Source organism: Flavobacterium sp. KMS (genome assembly GCF_000813005.1).
Lineage (GTDB): Bacteria > Bacteroidota > Bacteroidia > Flavobacteriales > Flavobacteriaceae > Flavobacterium.
In genome coordinates this window covers 26275-46686 of the sequence record NZ_JSYP01000025.1, presented here as the reverse complement: position 1 = coordinate 46686, position 20412 = coordinate 26275, and the positions used below count along the sequence as shown (strand labels likewise).

General features: G+C 31.4%; 23 protein-coding genes. 13 read left to right on the top strand and 10 right to left on the bottom strand.

Annotated elements, in window-relative coordinates; translation table 11 throughout:
• Positions 1–16 precede the first annotated feature (16 nt).
• Positions 17–586 (bottom strand): DUF3109 family protein, encoded by a 570-nt coding sequence (locus OA93_RS20745; RefSeq protein WP_039115922.1) that lies wholly within the window; start codon positions 584–586, stop codon positions 17–19.
• A gap of 374 nt (positions 587–960) precedes the next feature.
• Between OA93_RS20745 and OA93_RS20740 the strand changes: the two genes are divergently transcribed.
• The 3 genes from OA93_RS20740 to OA93_RS20730 all read left to right on the top strand — a co-directional run bounded on the left by OA93_RS20740 (position 961) and on the right by OA93_RS20730 (position 2477).
• Positions 961–1539: a MarC family protein gene (locus OA93_RS20740; protein ID WP_039115921.1), complete on the top strand. Its 579-nt coding sequence runs from the start codon at positions 961–963 to the stop codon at positions 1537–1539.
• A gap of 127 nt (positions 1540–1666) precedes the next feature.
• Positions 1667–1870 (top strand): hypothetical protein, encoded by a 204-nt coding sequence (locus tag OA93_RS20735; RefSeq protein WP_039115920.1) that lies wholly within the window; start codon positions 1667–1669, stop codon positions 1868–1870.
• Between the two features lies 1 nt (position 1871).
• Complete coding sequence (locus OA93_RS20730; RefSeq protein ID WP_039115919.1) at positions 1872–2477, top strand: FAD-dependent oxidoreductase; 606 nt, start codon at positions 1872–1874, stop codon at positions 2475–2477.
• Between the two features lie 417 nt (positions 2478–2894).
• Here OA93_RS20730 and OA93_RS20725 read toward each other — a convergent pair whose 3' ends face one another.
• From OA93_RS20725 to OA93_RS20705, 5 genes are all read right to left on the bottom strand, one after another.
• Complete coding sequence (locus OA93_RS20725; RefSeq protein ID WP_039115918.1) at positions 2895–3206, bottom strand: hypothetical protein; 312 nt, start codon at positions 3204–3206, stop codon at positions 2895–2897.
• Positions 3207–3251: 45 nt separating this feature from the next.
• Complete coding sequence (locus OA93_RS20720; RefSeq protein ID WP_039115917.1) at positions 3252–3617, bottom strand: nuclear transport factor 2 family protein; 366 nt, start codon at positions 3615–3617, stop codon at positions 3252–3254.
• 17 nt (positions 3618–3634) lie between these two features.
• A complete protein-coding gene (locus OA93_RS20715; RefSeq protein ID WP_039115916.1) occupies positions 3635–5212 on the bottom strand; it encodes a S41 family peptidase in 1578 nt (525 codons plus the stop codon).
• Positions 5213–5292: 80 nt separating this feature from the next.
• On the bottom strand, positions 5293–5727 hold the full coding sequence (locus OA93_RS20710; protein WP_039115914.1) for a dCMP deaminase family protein: 435 nt from the start codon (positions 5725–5727) through the stop codon (positions 5293–5295).
• A gap of 3 nt (positions 5728–5730) precedes the next feature.
• The gene (locus OA93_RS20705; protein WP_039115913.1) at positions 5731–6324 is read right to left on the bottom strand and encodes a HupE/UreJ family protein; all 594 of its coding nucleotides are present in this window, start codon (positions 6322–6324) and stop codon (positions 5731–5733) included.
• A gap of 194 nt (positions 6325–6518) precedes the next feature.
• Here OA93_RS20705 and OA93_RS20700 point away from each other — a divergent pair, with 194 nt between their 5' ends.
• Complete coding sequence (locus OA93_RS20700; RefSeq protein ID WP_035617301.1) at positions 6519–6950, top strand: TerB family tellurite resistance protein; 432 nt, start codon at positions 6519–6521, stop codon at positions 6948–6950.
• A 171-nt stretch (positions 6951–7121) separates the two neighbouring features.
• Here OA93_RS20700 and fbp read toward each other — a convergent pair whose 3' ends face one another.
• Positions 7122–8129, bottom strand: coding sequence for a class 1 fructose-bisphosphatase (gene fbp, locus OA93_RS20695; RefSeq protein WP_039115912.1), 1008 nt, complete (start codon positions 8127–8129; stop codon positions 7122–7124).
• A gap of 174 nt (positions 8130–8303) precedes the next feature.
• Here fbp and OA93_RS20690 point away from each other — a divergent pair, with 174 nt between their 5' ends.
• Positions 8304–8783, top strand: coding sequence for a GNAT family N-acetyltransferase (locus tag OA93_RS20690; RefSeq protein ID WP_039115911.1), 480 nt, complete (start codon positions 8304–8306; stop codon positions 8781–8783).
• Positions 8784–8816: 33 nt separating this feature from the next.
• Entirely contained in the window at positions 8817–10076 is a 1260-nt protein-coding gene (locus tag OA93_RS20685; protein WP_039115910.1) for an aspartate kinase, read from the top strand.
• Between the two features lie 71 nt (positions 10077–10147).
• On the opposite strand, the gene OA93_RS20680 is transcribed toward OA93_RS20685, so the two are convergent.
• Together OA93_RS20680 and OA93_RS20675 are read right to left on the bottom strand one after the other, a co-directional pair.
• A complete protein-coding gene (locus tag OA93_RS20680; RefSeq protein WP_039115909.1) occupies positions 10148–10495 on the bottom strand; it encodes a helix-turn-helix transcriptional regulator in 348 nt (115 codons plus the stop codon).
• 100 nt (positions 10496–10595) lie between these two features.
• Positions 10596–10943: a helix-turn-helix transcriptional regulator gene (locus OA93_RS20675; RefSeq protein WP_039115908.1), complete on the bottom strand. Its 348-nt coding sequence runs from the start codon at positions 10941–10943 to the stop codon at positions 10596–10598.
• A 151-nt stretch (positions 10944–11094) separates the two neighbouring features.
• Here OA93_RS20675 and OA93_RS20670 point away from each other — a divergent pair, with 151 nt between their 5' ends.
• The 7 genes from OA93_RS20670 to OA93_RS20640 all read left to right on the top strand — a co-directional run bounded on the left by OA93_RS20670 (position 11095) and on the right by OA93_RS20640 (position 19028).
• Complete coding sequence (locus tag OA93_RS20670) at positions 11095–11874, top strand: hypothetical protein (RefSeq protein WP_039115907.1); 780 nt, start codon at positions 11095–11097, stop codon at positions 11872–11874.
• A 55-nt stretch (positions 11875–11929) separates the two neighbouring features.
• On the top strand, positions 11930–12502 hold the full coding sequence (locus tag OA93_RS20665; protein ID WP_039115906.1) for an SdpA family antimicrobial peptide system protein: 573 nt from the start codon (positions 11930–11932) through the stop codon (positions 12500–12502).
• A complete protein-coding gene (locus OA93_RS20660) occupies positions 12495–13415 on the top strand; it encodes a hypothetical protein (protein ID WP_039115904.1) in 921 nt (306 codons plus the stop codon). The genes OA93_RS20665 and OA93_RS20660 overlap by 8 nt, the downstream gene beginning before the upstream one ends.
• Positions 13390–13617 (top strand): DUF5808 domain-containing protein, encoded by a 228-nt coding sequence (locus OA93_RS20655; protein WP_039115902.1) that lies wholly within the window; start codon positions 13390–13392, stop codon positions 13615–13617. The genes OA93_RS20660 and OA93_RS20655 overlap by 26 nt, the downstream gene beginning before the upstream one ends.
• Before the next feature lie 101 nt (positions 13618–13718).
• On the top strand, positions 13719–17150 hold the full coding sequence (locus OA93_RS20650) for a hypothetical protein (RefSeq protein WP_039115901.1): 3432 nt from the start codon (positions 13719–13721) through the stop codon (positions 17148–17150).
• A 64-nt stretch (positions 17151–17214) separates the two neighbouring features.
• A complete protein-coding gene (locus OA93_RS20645; RefSeq protein ID WP_039115899.1) occupies positions 17215–17796 on the top strand; it encodes a hypothetical protein in 582 nt (193 codons plus the stop codon).
• A gap of 164 nt (positions 17797–17960) precedes the next feature.
• Complete coding sequence (locus tag OA93_RS20640; protein WP_039115897.1) at positions 17961–19028, top strand: glycosyltransferase; 1068 nt, start codon at positions 17961–17963, stop codon at positions 19026–19028.
• Between the two features lie 29 nt (positions 19029–19057).
• Here OA93_RS20640 and OA93_RS20635 read toward each other — a convergent pair whose 3' ends face one another.
• On the bottom strand, positions 19058–20374 hold the full coding sequence (locus OA93_RS20635) for a porin (RefSeq protein ID WP_039115896.1): 1317 nt from the start codon (positions 20372–20374) through the stop codon (positions 19058–19060).
• Positions 20375–20412: the final 38 nt, after the last annotated feature.

Here is a 20412-nt window from a genome sequence, read left to right as displayed (position 1 = left end):
AAAAAATGGGATGTTTTTAAGAGCGTTTCATGTCTTGTGCAACTTTATCAAGTTCCATATACCAATCTTCTCCAAACTTGCGAATTAACGCTTCTTTTACAAATTTATAGACTGGAACTTCAAGTTCCTGACCTAAAGAACAGGCAGCATCACAAATATCCCATTTGTCATAATTAACTGCTGCAAACTCGGTAAAATCTTTTACTCGGATTGGATATAAATGGCAAGAAACTGGTTTTTTCCAGGTTACGATTCCCTGATTATAGGCTTGCTCGATACCACAAAGCGCAGTTTTACCATCAAAGATTACATAGGCGCAATCTTTATTATCAATTAATGGTGTTTCCAGATCACCATCTGTACCTTTTACCCAAGTTCCTTGCGCTTCGATTGCTGCAATTCCTTCTTTGCGTAAAAACGGCTTAACTTTTGGGTATATTTCTTCTAATATCTTTGTTTCTTCTTCGCTTAGCGGAGCCCCAGCATCACCATCAACACAGCAAGCACCTTTACAAGCTGATAAATTGCAAACAAATTCTTTTTCAAGAATATCTTCCGAAACGATGGTTTTCCCTAATTGAAACATGATAATAAAATACTGAAATTTATAAAGTGCAAAGATAGGCAAAGAAAACAGATGAAATGAGATTAAATTTTTACTGCAGAATGTGTTGAAATTTAACCCCAAAGTTTTTTTTTCGTCAACAAAAGCAACGAAAAATTAAATTTTAGAAGACATATCGAAACCTTTTCAAAACCCTGCCAGCCATTTTCGCTCATGAGTTTACTAATAATCTTTGCGAATCCTTGAAGTAAAAACAAAATTTTGTTATAAAAATCATTATTTTACACAACAACACGTGTTTTTATAACAAAAATACACTATTGCTAATTTCTTATGAAAAAGCCCTAACTTTATTATCTAACTTTGCACATCTTTAAACACTAAATCAAAAAATTATGCTAGAAATTGATTTTAAGGAAATTATCACTGTCGGGATGGTGTTATTTGCAGTAATTGATATTGTGGGTTCTATCCCAATCATTGTTAATTTAAGATCAAAAGTCGGGCATATCGAATCTGAAAAAGCCTCAATAGTAGCTGGTCTTATCATGATTATTTTCCTTTTTATCGGAGAAGGTTTTCTTAAAATAATTGGTATCGATGTTCACTCTTTTGCTGTAGCAGGATCTTTTGTTTTATTCTTCTTAGCCTTAGAGATGATTCTTGGTATACATATATATCGCAACGAAGAAGCAAGCTCTGCATCAATCGTTCCATTAGCATTTCCGTTAATTGCCGGAGCAGGTACAATGACAACTTTATTATCCTTGCGTTCTCAATTTCATACTATAAATATAGTTATCGCAATTATACTGAATATTATCTTGGTATATATCGTTTTAAAATCTTCTTCTAAAATCGAAAAATTACTTGGTGAGAATGGACTTGGCGTAGTTCGTAAGACTTTTGGCGTAGTCCTTTTGGCCATTGCTGTTAAATTATTTGCAGCTAATGTTAAAGGTTTGTTTGTCTAAAATTAATTTTCATAAATTTACCCCCTCAGAAATACTTAAATACCAGAATATTCGTTTTAGGGATCCAAAAAACAACGTTTCAGTATTTATCTATTTCTCTTAATAGTTAGAAATAAATAATTGTCCTATGAAAATTTTTACTTCCATATTAGTGCTTTTAGCATTAGCTTTGATTATTTTCAATATTACTTTGCTTGACTTTCAGAATCCTTTACAAGGAGATAGCATGGTAGCTTTTATTGGAATCGCTGCTTCATTTTGCGCTGTACTAATTCTTTTAATTTTTAGAGTTTCTAAAAAAATAGAAGAAAAGATGAACGATCAACAATAATATGTTTGACGTTTTAATTATTGGCGGAGGGGTATCAAGCATGTCCTGTGCACTTGTTTTAGGATCTGCACAAAATAAACCTTTTGCTATTGACAAAAAAATTGGGGTTTTTACTCACCAAAAAAACTCTTCTCTTCAAGAAGCTCTTTTTAATAATGCTTATGGTATTGCTCCTGGAAAATTAGGTTCTGAATTATTATCTGAAAGTACCGAACATTTAAGCCAAGCGTATCCGCATATTGAGCAAATCCCAAATGAGAAAGTAATAAAAATAGAAGGTGAATATCCTGAATTTTTAATTACTACAAACAGAAGCTCTTATAAAACCAAAATGATAGTTGTAGGGATTGGTTCTGCAAATACTTTTGCTATCGAAGGCTTGATACAATATATCGAACCTCATAAAAAAGCGCTTCCCGAAAAACAACGAATTCAGTTAAAAAACATCGACCATAAAGTTGCTGAAGGTATTTATGTAATTGGTACTCTGGCTGGCTGGAGAAGCCAACTTGCAATTGCTGCAGGAAGTGGAGCTGCCGTTGCAACGGATATCTTAACGGTATGGAATAACGGCGTGCAAACTCATGTACACGACAGTACTCGATAACTTTTAAAACATCAATTTTTTTCATTTTAAACCATTAAGAAATTAAGAAGAATTAAGTTTTAGACACTTTACAAACTTAACCCGTTGGGTGCAATTACTGCGTCTATTCGCTTCGCTCGGGTCGTGAAAAAAATATTTAACGCATAGAAACATAGCTTTTATGTGTAAAAAAGAGAACAAAAAGAAATACATTCCTTTCACATAGCTAGCTATGTGCATTTAAAAACAAGTGAAACGCCTTTTTTGTGCGTACAAGACCTATGTTTCTATGTGTTAAAATTAATTGCACCCAACGGGTTAAACTTAATCTCTTAAATAGTAAAAAAAGAAAAACCATTAGACTAAGCTTAATAAACTTAATGTCTTAATGGTTCAAAAATCTTAATATTTCAACAATTTTAATGCTTTAGCATTAACTTATTTTACAGAAACAATCTCTTTTACTTTTATATGTTTCTCGGTATCAGCTTTCCAGATTTCTCCTTTTAAAGAAACCTCATCTCCTTCTTTTAGTTTCTTATAATTTTCAGGACCGCCCACATTTACAATGCTTATTGTAGCATAGTAAATTTCGTTTTTCTCCGTCTTTACTTTTGCAGTATAACCGTCTTTACCAAACTCGATAGATTCTACTTTTCCTGAAATCGTATTTTTATCTTTCATACATGCACAAGAAATTACAAAAACCATTAAGACCAACAAAAAACTTATTCTTTTTAAATTTTTCATGTTTATTATTTAACTGTGAAGTTCGCTAAGTTAAACTCATTAATTCTATTTTAATTGTATGCAGCTCCCTGCAATAACTTTTAAATTGTCATCGAATTGTTTCCAAACTCTTATATATCTAAAAACACCATCTATAGGATCATTATCATATTTCCCTTTTAGCAAAATAGTAACTCCAACAACTGCTGAATCATCAATTACATTAATAATTTGATCTGAAGCTTCCAGAACATCTATTTTAATTTTACCTGAGCGATAGGTATCTAAATCGAATTCCTTGGTAATCGTTTGCCCATCTGGTAAGTTAAACAATAAATCATCATGTAGAATCTTTTCCAGAGCTAAAACATCTGCATTTTTAATAGCAGCTAAAAGCTCAATTTCGGCATTTACAATAGTCTTTACTTCCATTTTGATAAAATTTAGCGTTATTTCTTCTGATTTAAAACAGCCTTAATCATTGCATCATTTTTAAGAATCACATCGTAATAGTAAATTTCGCCATACAATTGTCGAGCAAATTCAGCTGTAATATAACGACTAATGATTGCTTTATTTTTATCTAATTTTAAATCTAATCCGTTAATAGAAAGATATTTTTGAAACGATTTAAAATAATCATCCGTCGCATGCATTTTGGCGATAAATTCTTTATAATTCAATCCTGTGAATGCTTTTCGGTTTTTATCCAACTGCTCAAAAACAAAATGCCCTACGATACCAGTTTGTAGTAAATAAGCCGAGCCTTCGCTACCATGTTCCATTTCGATAGGTACAAAAACATCTGGCACTATACCTCCACCTCCGTAAACAATTTTACCTTTTGGTGTTTTATATTTTAATGTATCAACAACCTTAATACTGTCTTTACTATATAACTCTCCGTTATTAAAACGGGAATCTGATTCTTTAAAGTAATCTTCGTTTCCGTGGCTATATGGCTTCTGGATAGAACGACCTGTTGGTGTGTAATATCTTGCAACAGTTAATCGTACAGCAGAACCGTCATTAAAATCCATTTCGCGTTGCACCAATCCTTTTCCAAAAGAACGGCGACCAATTATATTTCCTCTATCATTATCCTGTATTGCTCCTGCCAGAATCTCACTTGCCGAAGCACTATTTTCGTTGATTAAAATAGATACTTTTCCGTTTTCAAAACTTCCGGTTCCTGTGGCATAGGTTTTCTCTGTTTGTCCATTTTTATTTTTGGTAAAAACAATCAGTTGTTTGTTTTTCAGGAATTCATCTGCAATCGCAACTGCTTCTTCCATATACCCTCCACCATTATCACGAAGGTCGATAATAAGCGACTCAATTCCATTTTGTTTTAATTTGGTTAAACCCGATTTAAACTCCGCAAAGGTGGTCTCTGCAAAACGATTGATTTTTATATATCCAGTATTTTTATCTAATAACATCGAGACATCAACACTTTTTATCGGAATAACGTCTCTCTTTATTTTGACTTTTAATTTCTTTTGTTCTGATTTTCTATAAACTGTCAGCTCTATCTCTGTTCCTTTTTCTCCTTTTAATTTAGCAAATAGACTATCTGAAGGAAGTTTTCGACCAAACAATTTTGTTTTTCCTACGTATAAAATCCTATCACCGGCTAGAATTCCTGCTTTTGCCGAAGGGCCATTTTCTACTGGTTTTATAATCGCAACGGAATCTCTATACATATAAAAATTTACACCAATGCCTACAAAATCACCTTTCATACTTTCGGCAACTTCTGCTTGTTCGCTTGGCGGGATATAAACAGAATGGGGATCTAGCTTTGATAATATATTATCTACTGTAAGGTTTACAATAGAATCGGTATCTACACTATCTACATACTCATTATTGATGAAATCAATTAATTTGTTGAGTTTGTTCTTAGAGTTGGTTTTAGCCAAAAACTGATCCTGTACCGGAGCGTTTAACATACCTCCAAGGACAGTTCCCAGAGCTAAAGTTACTCCAATAACTATTGGCAAATATTTAGGATTGAATTTCATATGTAGTTAATATTTAATTTATGAGAACAGATTATTGCTATTCTTCATAAGTAACCGTGTATCTTGAAATTACTGTAACTTTATTCTTCTTCTAACACAGGAATATGTTCTACCTCTACGCCTGCTTTTATTAAGAATTGAATACCTGCATCATCACGATATCCGTTTTGGTAAACAACTCTTTTTATCCCCGATTGATGAATTAATTTACTACATTCTTTACATGGAGAAAGCGTTATATACAACGTTGCTCCTTCGCAAGATTGAGTAGATCGCGCTACTTTTAAAATAGCATTTGCCTCGGCATGCAAAACATCCCAGCGCGTTAATCCTTCTTCATCTTCACAACAGTTCTCAAACCCAGATGGTGTACCGTTATAACCATCAGAAATAATCATGCGGTCTTTTACGATAATTGCACCAACTTGCTTGCGCTTGCAATACGACAACAAACTCCATTCTTTAGCTATTCGCAAATAGGCTTTGTCGTATCTATTTAATTTTTTCTTTTCCATTTTTTATCTGCTCCATATTTCGCTCTCAATAACCATCGGGATTACAACACCTATTATAAATGCCGACATCGCCAAAGTCCAGTCACGTTTTGAAAAACGAAAAATAGTCTGTACAATATATGAGATTATTAAAACTACAAAAACCACAATAATTTGAGCTGCCTCAATCCCTAATGCAAATTCTCCTAATGGTAATAATTTTGATGATGGACTACCTCCTAATATTGTTTTAAAATAATTAGAGAATCCTAAACCATGAATTATCCCAAAGAAAAGTGTTATAAAAAACACTAAATTAATACTCTCTGTCTTGGATGATTTTCCTGCTGTAAAAAAATTAAAAAAGGCTGTTATTAAAATAGTTATCGGAATTAAAAATTCGACAATATTTACTTTAATAGTAACGATTCCGTAAACCGAAAGCAACAATGCTAATGTATGCCCAACTGTAAAAATAGTTACAAGAAGCAAAATTCTTTTCCAATCCTTAAATGCATAAGGAATGGTTAAAGCCATTAGAAACATTACGTGGTCGTAAGCATGAATATCTAGAACGTGTTTTAATCCTATTTGAAAATAAATCCAAAAATCTGACATGGGTAATTTAATTTAAAATTGATAAAGGGTGTGTAAACTTACGATTAATTTTGAAAATGGTAGATTGCTATTCTAAAATCATTAAATAAAAATAAGTTAAAATTGTAGTTTCTCCAATTATAAAAATTATGAGAAAATTAAAATTAATAATTTAAAAATAGATTTATCTTTGTGATACAAAAAACCAATTAATTATGTCATTTTCAGATTTATTTGATAGCGAATTTAAACTAAGAAATAAAGGTCATTTTTCGGCTATTGTTCGCGTAGCTCTTGCAGACGGAAAAACAAATCAGGAAGAAAAAGCTTTTTTAGACAAGCTAGCTTCTAGATTAGAAATTTCAGACGAAGAGTATAAAGAGATTCTTGCAGATCCATTGAAGCATCCTATAAATGCGCCTTATTTGTATTCTCAACGTTTAGAGCGTTTATACGATTTGGCTCGTATGGTACACGTAGATCACCACATGGGAGATAGTCAGGAAATCATGTTAAGAAGACTTGGACTAGCACTAGGATTTACTCCAGGAAACGTAAACTACATTATTGCAAAAGCACTTTCATTAGTAGATAAAAAAGTAGATTTAGATACTTTTACTTTCGAAATGCAAAATATGAATAAATAGAAGTATTCAGTATTCAGTTTACTAACTAAGACTAAAAACTGAGACTAATATTAAAAAAGTTTGCAGTCGCAGTATTCAGTTTACAAACTGGTACTAAAAACTGAGACTGAAAACTAAAACTGGTACTAAAAAAACAAAACCCGACTATTTATTAGTCGGGTTTTATTTTTATTACTTCGCTTTAAGCATAAACTCTTCTGCTTTTTCGACCATATTATAGCTTCCGCAAAAGAACGGAACGCGTTGGTGTAATTCGGTTGGGTTAATTTCCATGATTCTATTAAAACCATCAGATGCTTTCCCTCCTGCTTGCTCTGCTACAAACGCCATTGGATTACATTCGTACAATAAACGAAGCTTTCCTTTTGGTGCTTTACTGCTCGTAGGGTATAAATAAATTCCTCCTTTAATCATATTTCGATGAAAATCAGAAACTAAACTTCCAATATATCTTGAAGTATAAGGTCTATCATCTTCTTCATGCTGGCAATATTTAATATAATCTTTTACTCCTTGAGGAAAATGAACATAATTCCCTTCATTTACAGAGTAAATATTTCCATCTTTAGAATATTTCATATTCGGGTGTGACAAATAGAATGTTCCAATTGCAGGATTCAGTGTAAACCCGTTTACACCATGACCTGTTGTGTAAACTAACATAGTCGAAGTTCCATAAATTACATATCCAGCCGCAACTTGATTAACTCCTGGTTGTAAAAAATCTTCGAGTGTAACCGGAGTTCCTATTGGTGTAATTCTTCTATAAACTGAAAAAATAGTTCCTACAGAAACATTTACATCAATATTAGAAGATCCGTCAAGAGGATCCATTAAAACTACATACTTGTTGTTATGACTATTATCACTTCCTTGAACAGTAATAAAATCATCGTTTTCTTCTGAAGCGATTCCGCAAACAATTTCACGATTAATTAAGGTTTGAATAAAAACCTCGTTTGCATACACATCTAGTTTTTGCTGATCTTCTCCTTGTATGTTTTGCTCTCCTGCTGCGCCAACGATGTCGACCAAACCAGCTTTGTTTACTTTATAATTAACGACTTTGGCCGCCAATCGTATAGAGTTGATAATTCGGGAAAGCTCTCCCGACGAATACTGAAATGCTTTTTGGTTCTCAATAATAAACTCTCCTAGTGTTTTATTGCGTTCTTCCATTATACTATATCGTTGTAGATTTTTTTTTGAAGTCACAAATATCGCCTTTTTTGTGAAATTGATTTAAAAATTATTTAGTTAGTTTGTCCGTATTGTATATTTGTTAATCAAAAGTAAAAATTGAGTTCAAAAAAACCATTATTTTAGATATAAATACATTAATAATAAGAATTTATGAATATTAGAAAAGGAAACCCTGATGATATGAAAGCTGTTTTAGGCTTGATTCAGGAACTAGCCATATTCGAGAAAGAACCAGACGCTGTTTTGATTACAGAAAGTGATTTAGTTCGTGATGGCTTTGGAGAAAACCCTCTTTTTCATGTATTTGTAGCCGAGGTAGATGCTGAAATAGTGGGGATTGCTTTGTACTATTACCGATTCTCGACCTGGAAAGGAAAAACAATACATTTAGAAGATTTGATTGTAAAAGATAAAATGCGCGGATCTGGTTTAGGTTTTGCTTTATACTCCGAAATAATGAAGCAGGCCAAAAAGGATAAAGTAAAAAGAGTTGAATGGAATGTACTCGATTGGAATACTCCTGCGGTTAAATTCTATGAAAATTCTGGGGCTAAAATTATCCAAGAATGGCGTGTTGTACAAATGGACGAAGCTGGAATAGATACTTTTTTAGAGAAAAACAAAAATTAAAAGACAATAGATAATATTAAGATATAATAAATAATGAGAGTATTCAAATTTGGTGGTGCCTCAGTGAAAGATGCTGAAGGAATTAAAAACGTTTATGACGTTTTACAAAAAGTAGGTTATGAAGATGTATTGCTTGTGGTTTCGGCCATGGGAAAAACCACAAACGCTCTTGAGGTTGTAATAAAGAATTATTTCGAAAAATCTTCTGAGTTAAGTTCATCTGTTCAAGAAGTAAAAAAATACCATAACCAGATATTATTAGATTTATTCGAAAATGAGAAACATGAAGTTTTTACTGCTGTAAAGGCATTATTTTCGGAGTTAGAATACTTTCTTGCTCATAACAAATCTCCTAATTACAACTTTGTTTATGACCAAATTGTAAGCTTTGGAGAGTTAATTTCGACTACTATCTTAAGTCATTTTATGAATTTTATGGGCATCCAAACACAATGGATTGATGTTCGTAATTTTATAAAAACCAACGCTAATTACAGAGATGCCGAAGTTGATTGGGAATTAACTCAAAAAAATATTGGTAATAATGTTAAGCGAAAAATGCTAAACATTACTCAAGGATTCTTGGGTGCCGATGAAAACAACTTCACTACTACTTTAGGTCGTGAAGGTTCAGATTATACTGCTGCAATTTTTGCTTATTGCTTAAATGCCGAAAGTGTTACCATCTGGAAAGACGTTCCCGGAGTTATGAATGCTGATCCACGTTATTTTGAAAATGCAAGTTTACTTAATCAAATTTCATATCGTGAAGCTATCGAATTAGCCTTTTACGGAGCAACAGTTATTCACCCTAAAACATTACAACCTTTACAGAAAAAAGAGATTCCGTTGTATGTAAAATCATTTATAAACCCATTGCTAAAAGGAACAAGTGTTTCTAAAGGTGTCGATTTAGAACCATATTTGCCTTGTTTTATCGTAAAAAGAAACCAACTTTTGATTTCTCTTTCATCGATAGATTTCTCTTTTATCATGGAGGAAAACATCAGCGAGATTTTTGCTTTATTCCATGAATTTAAAATTAAAGTAAATTTAATTCAAAACTCTGCGATTAGTTTTTCTGTTTGTGTAGAAGATAAATTTGAGAATTTCAATGATTTGAATGCCATCCTTTCTAAAAAGTTCAAAGTTGATTTCAGCGAAAATGTAACTTTATATACAATTCGTCATTTTGATGATAAAGCTGCCGAAACTGTCGAAGAAAACAAAGTAGTTTTACTAAAACAAGTAAGCCGCGAGACTATGCAAATAGTAACAAAGGAATCTAATTAGTTTTTCTATAAAAGTTAATTACAAAATTCAATATAATAAGAAAGGCTCCATTTTTTAAGTGGAGCCTTTCTTTATGGTTTCTGTTTTCTTTTTAAATCTTTTATTATCTGCTTCAATTCTAAAATCTCGACTTCATATTGTTTTATTATTTTTCTATAAACACTAAGTAGCGCAATTTCCGTCAAACGTTCCATAAATTTTTTATCATCAAATACTTTTGGATTTGGGTTTTCGAGAAAATAATTGAACTCTACATCTAACTCATTACAAATCTTATCTATTAACAAAAAGTCTATTTTTTTATTTTTTCCACTTTCAATATCACATAATGCTGTCAGGCTAATCCCTAATCGGTTTGATAATTCAAATTGTGATAACTTTTTAATTTTCCTTAACTCCATAATTTTAGCACCAACCATAGAAATTTTATTTAAGTGTTACTAAATTGTTTTTATAAAAATTAATTGTAATTCGTAAAAAACCATAAAAAATTTCGTTAATAAATGAATTTCTTTGTATTTACTCTCCTTCATTCCTTTTTAGATCTTTAATTATTTTTTTCAACTCTTTTATTCGTGCTTCATATTGTTCTATTATTTTATCTGACAATTGATTGATAATAAAACTTTCATTTAAATTATTACTCTCTTCCTTGTTCAGTCGACTTTCATTCATCATCAATTCGGCTGGGGTTATTTCGAAAAATTTACATATTTTACTAATATGGCTCGCCCAAGAACTACTCTCTCCTCTTTCTATCCTCGCATACGCAGACTGAGATATACACAAACAATCTGCCGCTTGCTCTTGCGACATATTCTTGCTTTTACGTAGCTGTTTTAGCTTATTTCCTACGATTACATTCATAATTTAACTTTTATACCGATTCAAACATAAGAAATATTTTACAACAATATAAATTCAGGGTAGAAATAACCGATTTTCGCATAAGAGTCGTTTGAAATCACGTGTAGATTTGTCATCAAATAAGTTATTACTAATCATTAAACTATGCATTATGAAAAAAATTAGAGAATTCGTTATAAGGCACCACATTTTTACTTTAGTTGCTTTTGTATTTATTTTTTTTAGTTGTACTAAGGATGAAATAGGTCGTGAAAGTAAGATGTCAAATATTGATAAAAACAATGCGACTAATTCTTTTACTGACGAAGATGTGTTTAAAGGGATTATGTTTCTTGAAGGTCCTCTAGCTAATAAATTAGATGATTTTAAAGATTTAAATTTTCGAACATTTATTAATGACAAAGCTCAAATGGATGAAATGTTAGTCCTTCAAAATAAAATTATAGAAACCATTAAGGAATCCAATCCAGAGTTTTTATCAAACTTTAGAGCAAAAATAGGATCAGGCGATTTTTATCAAGTAAAATATGGTATTGTAGATGCTGCTAATAAAATATCAGATGCTGCCTTTGGATTATTAAATGAAAGTAAAAAAGGAGGCACCGAGAATGACATGAATAAATTTATCAGTTTATTCACTTCAAAATATAAAATTAATGAACAATCTACAAAAGAAGAATTGCTTAATGCTATTCAGAGTATGAAATCAGACAAAAACACCAATAAAGTCGTATATCCAGCGCCTTACTATTCCGTTGCTGTTTGGTTATTAGCCGCAGCTGCAGCCGTCATCGTAATTGTCTTGTTTTTGCAAGAAGCACCACTACCACCATCACCTGATTTTTATGAGGATCCTGGTTACATAGATTCTGAGGGATACTTAATTGAAAAATTCCAGTCAGATGTCACTATAGAATTTACTGGTATTTAATTAAATATGGCAAGTTATTATCAAAGTGACTTGCCTATTTTAATAATTCACAACCATGAATAAAACATCGAAACCATCACTGATAGCGTTTTATAGTTCAGTTAGTATTGTTCTTGTAATATTTTTTACTATTCTTTCCATTTATTTTGGAAACAATCCTCTTAATAATAGTTATACTGCTAAATCAAAATTTATTTCTGCATTCCCACAAGGCTGGGCTTTTTTTACAAAAAGTGCAAAAGAACCAGAATTCTATATTTTTGAATGTTTTAATGGTAAAATTGAAATGAAAAATTTAAGAAATTTTTCTAATGATTATTACTATGGCCTTTCAAGACACAATAGAATATTGACTATAGAAGCAAGTACAATTTTAAATAAAATAAAGTCAGATTCAATAACTGGTTACAGATTAACAGCGAAAATAGCAGAAAATATAACTGAAAAAATAAATTTGGACACATTGAAATTTAATAAAATTAGTGTGTTTAAAAAAAATGTTCCCGATTTTAAAGGTAAATATTTATTTGTTAGTAAACATGCATTGCCTTGGTCATTATTAAATCAAAAACCTGATTATCCCTCATCCTTTATTGTATACGCTATAAATATTCACCAAGATGAATAAATTTATCTCTCATTTAGAACAAAAAATCATTTTTGATAATCGATTGATTTTTGTCAGATCTTTGCTAGCTTTTGGGGCTTTACTTACTATATGCTTTAACGATATAGATGAAGTAACAAATATGAATCTATTAATTCATAATGAAACCTCTTTTAAATTAGACGTTTTTCTTCAACATATTAGTCTTTTCAACTTGTTTAGTTCCTCGTTTGCAAAAACAATTTCAATTTCAATTTTATTAATAGTTTTTACTGGTTATTTCCCACAGCTATTTTCTTTATTGCAAACTTGGGTGCATGTTAGCATTTGTAATTCTTTTATTGCAATTGAAGGAGGTGACCAAATAGCATCCAATTTAAGTATGTTACTTATCCCTATTTGTATTTTTGACAATCGAATCAATCAGTGGAGCAATAATAAATTAATTATAACAAAAAGTAGAAAAGCAATAAATGTGTTTTTTAATACTTATTACTTTTTGATATTATTACAGGTGGCTATTATATATTTGCATGCTGGAGTGGGGAAAATATTTAATGATGAATGGAAAGATGGTACTTGTATTTATTATTGGTTTACTAATAATATTTTTGGAGCCCCTCTATGGCTGCAAAAAATATTATCCATTATTACACTTAGTCCATTTACTCCCCTAATAAGTTGGTCTGTAATAATTCTTGAATTAGGATTATTTGCCTGTATTTTAGCTACAGATAAACTGATTAAAAAATTGTTCTTGACTTTAGGTGTTTTTTTTCATTTAAGTATTGTGCTGACCCACGGTTTAATTACGTTTTTCTTTCCTATGACTGCAGCCCTTATTCTTTATCTAGATAATGAAAATAGTATTTATCAATATTTTGAAATGAAAATTAAAGCAATAAATTATGGAAAGAAACAAGAAACCAAGTAAAGAAACCAAAGACAACTGGCATAATGATTCTAACAATTGGATTTGGGGAATTTTTTATTACAACAAAGAAGATAAGAGAATGTTTCCTCCCAAAAGAAATAAGCTAATGGGATGGACAACTAATTTTGCAAATCCTAATTCTGTATTCATATTAATTATTATAATTGCAATACTATGTGTCTTGGGAAAATACATAAAGTAGTTTTCTTAAATTCAATTACATTTGATAGTAAAACTAAAATTCCAGTCGCAACATTTCACAATTATAAATACTACTTTTGACGTTTTGGAGTTAAAGTATTTATGTTTAAAAAATTACTCTTTTGGATTGTAATTCTTTTTTGTTCTGGACTTCATGCCCAGGAAATAAACACGCACTATAAAACCAAAAAAATTGGTGTCTCCAGAGATACTGTTCACCTTGAAAACGTTAGTATCAATTCGAGTTTTTTCAAATTATACGACAACAATAAACAACCTATTGATAGCAGTTTCTACAAAGTAAATTTCCAGAAAGGAACATTACTTTTAAACGAAAAAATGATTTCGAATACTGATTCCCTAACAGTTGAGTATTTAAAACTTCCAGATATTTTAACCAAAGAGTATAAAATTTATGATTCTGACCGAATCGTAAGTAATGGTGTAACCTCTGAATCTCTATATCAAATACAACCTAAAACCAATAAAACTGTAACTCCTTTTGACGGATTAAATACTTCAGGGAGTATTACCCGAGGGATTACCATTGGTAACAACCAAAACACAGTTTTAAACTCTAATCTTGACTTACAGATTACAGGAAAAATATCTGAAAAAGTAAGTCTTCGTGCATCATTACAAGACAATAATATTCCGTTGCAAGATGGTGGTTACTCCCAAAAACTAGATCAATTCGATAATATATTTATTGAGCTTTTTAGTAATGATTGGGCATTACGCGCGGGAGATATTTTTCTTGAAAATAAAAAAACACAGTTCCTAAATTTCGACAAAAAGGTTCAAGGTCTTGCCGTTAATTTTAATTTTGGTGATGAAGATAGCAAAACCAATGTATTTGCTTCTGCCGCATTGGTAAGAGGGCAATATGCAAAAAGTAACATTACTGGGCAGGAAGGAAATCAAGGTCCTTATAAATTAACAGGTCAGAATGGTGAGTTATACATATTGGTAATTTCGGGTTCTGAGCGGGTATATGTAAATGGTGTTTTATTAAAACGAGGTGAAAACAAAGATTATACTATCGATTATAATGCTGGCGAAATCACTTTTACATCTCTTTTTACCATTACCTCGGAGATGCGTATAAGTGTTGAGTACCAATATACAAATCAAAATTATACTCGATTTGTAACGTATGCCGGAGTTACTCATGAAAATAAAAAATGGAGTTTTGGAGGGTATCTATACTCTGAAAATGACTTAAAAAACCAACCGTTACAACAAAATCTAACCAAAGAACAGGTAGAAATATTAAGTAATGCGGGAGATGATACAAATGCCATGATTGCTCCTTCGGCTTACGTTGATTCTTATTCGGACAATAAAATTCTTTACCGAAAAATAATGATAAACGGAACGGAAGTTTATGAATTCTCCAACGATCCAAAAGAAGAATTATACAATGTAAGATTCAATTTAATTGGTGCAAAGTCTGCCAATTACATTCTTAGAAACGTAAATACAATTGATCGAATTTATGAATATGTTGCTCCTATAAATGGTATTCCGCAAGGAAATTATGCTCCAATTATTAAACTCGTTGCTCCAATAAAACTGCAAGTAGCTACTTTTTTGGGTAAATATAATCCAACCGAAAAAACAAGTTTTGATTTTGAAGTTGGTGTTAGTAACAATGATGCTAATTTATTTTCGAGCATACAAGATGGAAACAATAAAGGAATTGCATCCAAAATAAATGCTAAGCAACGTTTATTTACCAGAAGTTGGAATCTGGATGCATTTGTAAATTATCAATTTATTCAGGACAATTTTAAATCGGTAGAACGCCTTTATAACATCGAGTTTGATAGGGATTGGAATCTTCCTGCAAATCGATTTGGGAATCAGAGTTTATTAATTTCGGGATTAAATTTTGATTTATTTCCTCAAAAAAAGACCTCAGATATAGGATTACTAACCTATCAATTTGAAAACTTAGATTTTACCGAAAATTATTCTGGAAGCCGACATACCGTTAATGGTCTTTTTAAAGTAAAAAACTGGCTGATTCAAAACCAAGGTAGTTTACTAAATAGTAACAGCACAATATCGACTTCTAAGTTTTTAAGAAACCAAACTCAAGCCCGTTATCATTTTAATAAAAACTGGGTTGGTGGTACAGTACAGCTTGAAGATAATCAAGAAAAGAATAAAGAAACCAATCAGTTTTCGGCTTTAAGCCAAAGATTTAATGAATATGGTTTATTTATAGGTCGTGGTGATAGTACCAAGGTTTTTGTAGAATTAGGCTTTTTAAAACGAAGCAATGATAGTTTACAAAACGGACTATTACAACGTGTAAACAACTCACAGACTTATTATTTAAGATCTAAATTAATCCAGACTACCAAAAGTGATTTATCTGTATATGCGAGCTATAGAGTATTGAATTTTGAAGATGTGACTAAAAAAAGAGAACCATCACTAAATTCCAGAATTCTTTATAATGATCGTTTTTTCAATCAATTTATCCAAACTACTACTGCCTACGAAACCAGTTCGGGAACAATGCCGCAACAAGATTATACCTATGTAGAAGTTCCTGCAGGACAAGGAGTTTACACCTGGAACGATTACAACAATAATGGAATTCAGGAATTACAGGAATTTGAGGTAGCTGCATTTATTGATCAGGCAAAATACATTCGTATCTTTTTACCTAACCGGATTTATATTAAAACAAATCAAAATAAGTTTTCTCAATCGGTAACATTAAACCCAAACCAATGGTTAAATGAAACTGGAATAAAAAAGGTTATATCTTATTTTTATAACCAGACCTCGTTTATATTAGATAGAAAAGTAAAAAGTGATGGTGATCGTTTTGAACTTAATCCTTTTAATTCTTCAGATGAAAATGTGCTGGGGCTAAATTCCAGTTTCAGAAACAGTTTATTTTATAATCGTGGTAAACAAAAACATTCTACAACTTATACCTATTTACAAAACAAAAGCAGAAACTTACTTACAATAGGATCGCAACAGGCTAAAAATAGTTCGCATCAATTACAATATTCTCATTTGTATGATAAAAGTTGGTTATTCGGATTTTTTACCAAAACCATACAAACTGATCTTATCTCTGAAAGTTTCCCAGAAAAAAACTATAAGCTAACAGGTTATCAACTTGCTCCAAAAATTAGTTATTTGTTTTCTAAAAGTACAAGTTTAGATTTCTTCTATGAAATTCAGAACAAAGACAATCAAATTGGAGAGGAAGAAACGTTAGAACAAAGCCGATTAGGAACATCTTTTTCTTATGCTGGTGATAAAAAAATCACATTAAATGGTGAGTTTTCATTTTATAAGAATAAATTTACAGGCAATGAATTTTCATCTGTAGGTTTTCAAATGTTAGAAGGTTTACAAACAGGACAAAATTTGGTATGGAGATTGCTATTGCAAAAAAACATCACTCAGTTTTTGGATGTTAATGTAAACTATCAAGGAAGAAAAGGCGAAACCGGACCAACTATCCATACAGGAAATGTTCAGCTAAGAGCTTATTTTTGATACATTTTCGAAAACATTACAATAAATTGATTAATTTTATTATAAAATTTAACACTTAAAAAACATGAAAAAATTATTATTACTTTGTTTTATGTTAGTTTTCTCAAGTAATTTTTACGCACAAGAAACTGCTGTAAAGACGACTAAAACCAAAGCTAAATCAGAAGCAACTAAAGAAAAAAAGACTGCTACTAAAAAGGCTACCGACACAAAAACTGCTACAGAGAAAAAAGCAACTAAAGAAAAAACATCAGCAACTAAAAGTGTAGAAGATAAAGCTACAAAAACTAAAAGCGATGCTAAGGCAAAAACCACTAAAGCAGAAGAGTCAACTACAAAAAAAGCTGCCAAAGTAAAAACTGATGCTAAGACTGCAACTGATGATGCTACTAAAAAAGTAACTAAAGCTAAAGCAGATACAAAAACTGCTACTGAAAAAGTAGATAAAGCTAAAGCAGATACTAAAGCAACAACTAAAAGCACTGCTAAAACTGCTACAAAAACAGTTAAAGAAACTAATGAAAAAGCACCTAAAGTAGCAGATAAAGTTACCGGAGAATATAATGGCAAAAAAGTATATACGGGACCTAGAGGTGGTAAATACTACATTAATTCTAACGGAAACAAAACTTATATTCAAGACTAATCAATTTTTCCTGATACAATTAAAAAGGCTAGACTTCTTATAGCGTCTAGCCTTTTTGCTTTTACTAAAATAATAACTTAATATTTTAGTAATCATTTATAAATAAGGAAAAGACTTACTGTTTGTAACTTTCGCAGGGTTAACTTAACATAACCCAATTCTATATGAATTTAGATTCAACTAATAAAACTATTTTAATTGCTCCATTAAATTGGGGTTTAGGTCACGCCACAAGATGCATCCCGATAATTAAAGCATTACAGGAAAACAATTACATCCCAATAATTGCCTCTGATGGTATTGCTTTAGAGCTATTACGAAAAGAATTCCCATATATCCAAACACTCGAATTACCTTCTTACCAAATAGAATATGCCAAGAATGGCAAAAACTTTAAGTGGAAATTAATCAAAAATTGTCCTAAAATGATTGAAGCCATTTTGGACGAAAAAAAAATGGTAAAATCCTGGATTAAAAAATATGGTATCGACGGGATTATTTCTGATAATCGTTTGGGTGTTTACAGTGATAAGATACCATCGGTTTTTATTACGCATCAATTAAATGTAATGACTGGAAACACGACTTGGTTTACCAGCAAATGTCATCAATATTTTATAAAGAAATATACTGAATGTTGGGTTCCCGACATAAAAAAGAATCCTAATTTAACTGGAGAATTAGGCCATTTAAAAACAAAAAAAATCAAGTTAAGATACATAGGTCCTATGAGCCGAATGCGCAAGAAGGAAACGCCTAAAGTATATGATTTAATGGTTATCTTATCTGGACCAGAACCTCAACGTGGTTACCTCGAAGAGAAATTAAAACAAGAAGTTATTCGCTACGACGGAAAAGTAGTTTTTGTGAAAGGCATTGTCGAAAAAGACCAAAAAAAGGAAATCATCGATAATGTTACGTATTACAATTTCATGAATACACGCCAGCTAGAACAAACTTTTAACGAAAGTGAACAAATTTTATGTCGCTCAGGCTATACAACCGTAATGGATTTGGTAAAACTAGAAAAGAAAGCTTTTTTTATACCAACTCCTGGTCAATATGAGCAATTATATCTTGCTGAGAAACTACAGGAAGAAGGCCTTGTTCCTTACGCATTACAAGATGATTTTAAGATTGAGGATATTGCGAAAATTAAAGAATACAAAGGATTACCTCAATATAAAAAGAAAGCAAAATGGAGTTCATTATTTTCTGTTTTCGAAAAATAATAAACTCCATCCTATATGTTTTTTATGTTTTAGAAATTAAATTGAGCTTGTAATCTCAGTAAATTTCCTTGTTGGCGATTAATTGGTAATGCGCTATCTTCAAAAGTTCTATCGGCAATAACATATTCGGCAGTAAACTCTAATGCTTTTAGGGGCTGCCACTCTATTCCAATTTCATAATCTCTAACTACATAACTTCTGGCATCTTTTTCATATTTTTTTCCTCCGTCATAATATTGAAATTTTGCAAAAGGATATAATAGTTGTTTTCCTAAATCTAACTTATAATTTAATAAAACATAACCTCCATTTATATTTGTAACATCGACACTATTAGTAGTCTTGTCATAACGAGGTCCTTTACCTATGTTATACTCCGTTTGTATCCCAAAAGGTCTAGGGTATAATACAAAAGTTGCTCCTACTCGCTGATCTTTTACATATTGTTTGTTATCTATAGCAACTCCAGTTGAAATTTCGTTGGTAAATGCCCATTTCCCTGAATAAGCCTGGATTCCTGGTTCAATAATCTGGCTTCCTATTACGAAAGGATAAGTTACTCTCGCTACAACATTTAAGTCTCTGTTGCTATCTAACTTATTTGCGATTTGCCCGTTGTAAACTCCAAAAGCAAAAACACCATAATCGCCAGAACCTTTGTAACCATCTTTAACTAACATTTCGAAACGTTCTCTTATTTTGCTAGGTGCCCAATAAAAAAACACTCCTAAGTCACGTTCATTTAATATAGCACTATTCATCGCATCATTTCTATCCAAAGCAAGTCGAACAGAACTAGATTGCATGTTCTCAAAACCATAAGGAATTTTACTTTGTCCTACACGAACACGGTATTCTCTTTTTGGATCAAATGAGAAATCAAAAAATATGTCTCTAATTTGAACAAAATTATTGATTCCTGTACTTGGTGAACTTGCAAAATCGGGTTGGAAATAAAAATATATATTTGGGTGTATTTGACCAGAAAATACTAATCGTGCACGTCTTATAAAAAACCCATTATTAGATTTTGCATCTGGTTCTGTAGATGTTGTTCCCCAAGATCTATCACACTGTTCGCATGAAACTTTATCATTGGTAGAAAACAAACCATTATATCTTATCTGAACATAACCTCGTAATGAGATTTTATCATACCAATGATCTTTTTCTTCTTTTTGAAGAATAGGTTCAATCTTTGGTGCTGTTATTATTGCAGTTTCTTTTGCCTTATTAATAGAGTCTAAAATACGAACTACCTCTTTCTTTATCTCATCTTTGTTTACCTCTTGTGCATGCGTTAAGCCCGCCGCTAAAGATAAAGCTACCACTAAAAATTTTCTCATCTTATTTTTTTAAACTCCTCGTTCAGAGTGCAAAAATC

Coding starts and splice junctions, on each gene's coding strand:
- OA93_RS20700 (WP_035617301.1), top strand. CDS start 6,519: ATGTCATTTTCAGATTTATTTGATAGCGAATTTAAACTAAGAAATAAA.
- OA93_RS20730 (WP_039115919.1), top strand. CDS start 1,872: ATGTTTGACGTTTTAATTATTGGCGGAGGGGTATCAAGCATGTCCTGT.
- OA93_RS20745 (WP_039115922.1), bottom strand. CDS start 586: ATGTTTCAATTAGGGAAAACCATCGTTTCGGAAGATATTCTTGAAAAA.
- OA93_RS20690 (WP_039115911.1), top strand. CDS start 8,304: ATGAATATTAGAAAAGGAAACCCTGATGATATGAAAGCTGTTTTAGGC.
- OA93_RS20645 (WP_039115899.1), top strand. CDS start 17,215: ATGAAAAAATTATTATTACTTTGTTTTATGTTAGTTTTCTCAAGTAAT.
- OA93_RS20720 (WP_039115917.1), bottom strand. CDS start 3,617: ATGGAAGTAAAGACTATTGTAAATGCCGAAATTGAGCTTTTAGCTGCT.
- OA93_RS20680 (WP_039115909.1), bottom strand. CDS start 10,495: ATGGTTGGTGCTAAAATTATGGAGTTAAGGAAAATTAAAAAGTTATCA.
- OA93_RS20705 (WP_039115913.1), bottom strand. CDS start 6,324: ATGTCAGATTTTTGGATTTATTTTCAAATAGGATTAAAACACGTTCTA.
- OA93_RS20670 (WP_039115907.1), top strand. CDS start 11,095: ATGAAAAAAATTAGAGAATTCGTTATAAGGCACCACATTTTTACTTTA.
- OA93_RS20740 (WP_039115921.1), top strand. CDS start 961: ATGCTAGAAATTGATTTTAAGGAAATTATCACTGTCGGGATGGTGTTA.
- OA93_RS20640 (WP_039115897.1), top strand. CDS start 17,961: ATGAATTTAGATTCAACTAATAAAACTATTTTAATTGCTCCATTAAAT.
- OA93_RS20655 (WP_039115902.1), top strand. CDS start 13,390: ATGGAAAGAAACAAGAAACCAAGTAAAGAAACCAAAGACAACTGGCAT.
- OA93_RS20715 (WP_039115916.1), bottom strand. CDS start 5,212: ATGAAATTCAATCCTAAATATTTGCCAATAGTTATTGGAGTAACTTTA.
- OA93_RS20710 (WP_039115914.1), bottom strand. CDS start 5,727: ATGGAAAAGAAAAAATTAAATAGATACGACAAAGCCTATTTGCGAATA.
- OA93_RS20660 (WP_039115904.1), top strand. CDS start 12,495: ATGAATAAATTTATCTCTCATTTAGAACAAAAAATCATTTTTGATAAT.
- OA93_RS20675 (WP_039115908.1), bottom strand. CDS start 10,943: ATGAATGTAATCGTAGGAAATAAGCTAAAACAGCTACGTAAAAGCAAG.
- OA93_RS20735 (WP_039115920.1), top strand. CDS start 1,667: ATGAAAATTTTTACTTCCATATTAGTGCTTTTAGCATTAGCTTTGATT.
- OA93_RS20685 (WP_039115910.1), top strand. CDS start 8,817: ATGAGAGTATTCAAATTTGGTGGTGCCTCAGTGAAAGATGCTGAAGGA.
- OA93_RS20650 (WP_039115901.1), top strand. CDS start 13,719: ATGTTTAAAAAATTACTCTTTTGGATTGTAATTCTTTTTTGTTCTGGA.
- OA93_RS20665 (WP_039115906.1), top strand. CDS start 11,930: ATGAATAAAACATCGAAACCATCACTGATAGCGTTTTATAGTTCAGTT.
- fbp (WP_039115912.1), bottom strand. CDS start 8,129: ATGGAAGAACGCAATAAAACACTAGGAGAGTTTATTATTGAGAACCAA.
- OA93_RS20635 (WP_039115896.1), bottom strand. CDS start 20,374: ATGAGAAAATTTTTAGTGGTAGCTTTATCTTTAGCGGCGGGCTTAACG.
- OA93_RS20725 (WP_039115918.1), bottom strand. CDS start 3,206: ATGAAAAATTTAAAAAGAATAAGTTTTTTGTTGGTCTTAATGGTTTTT.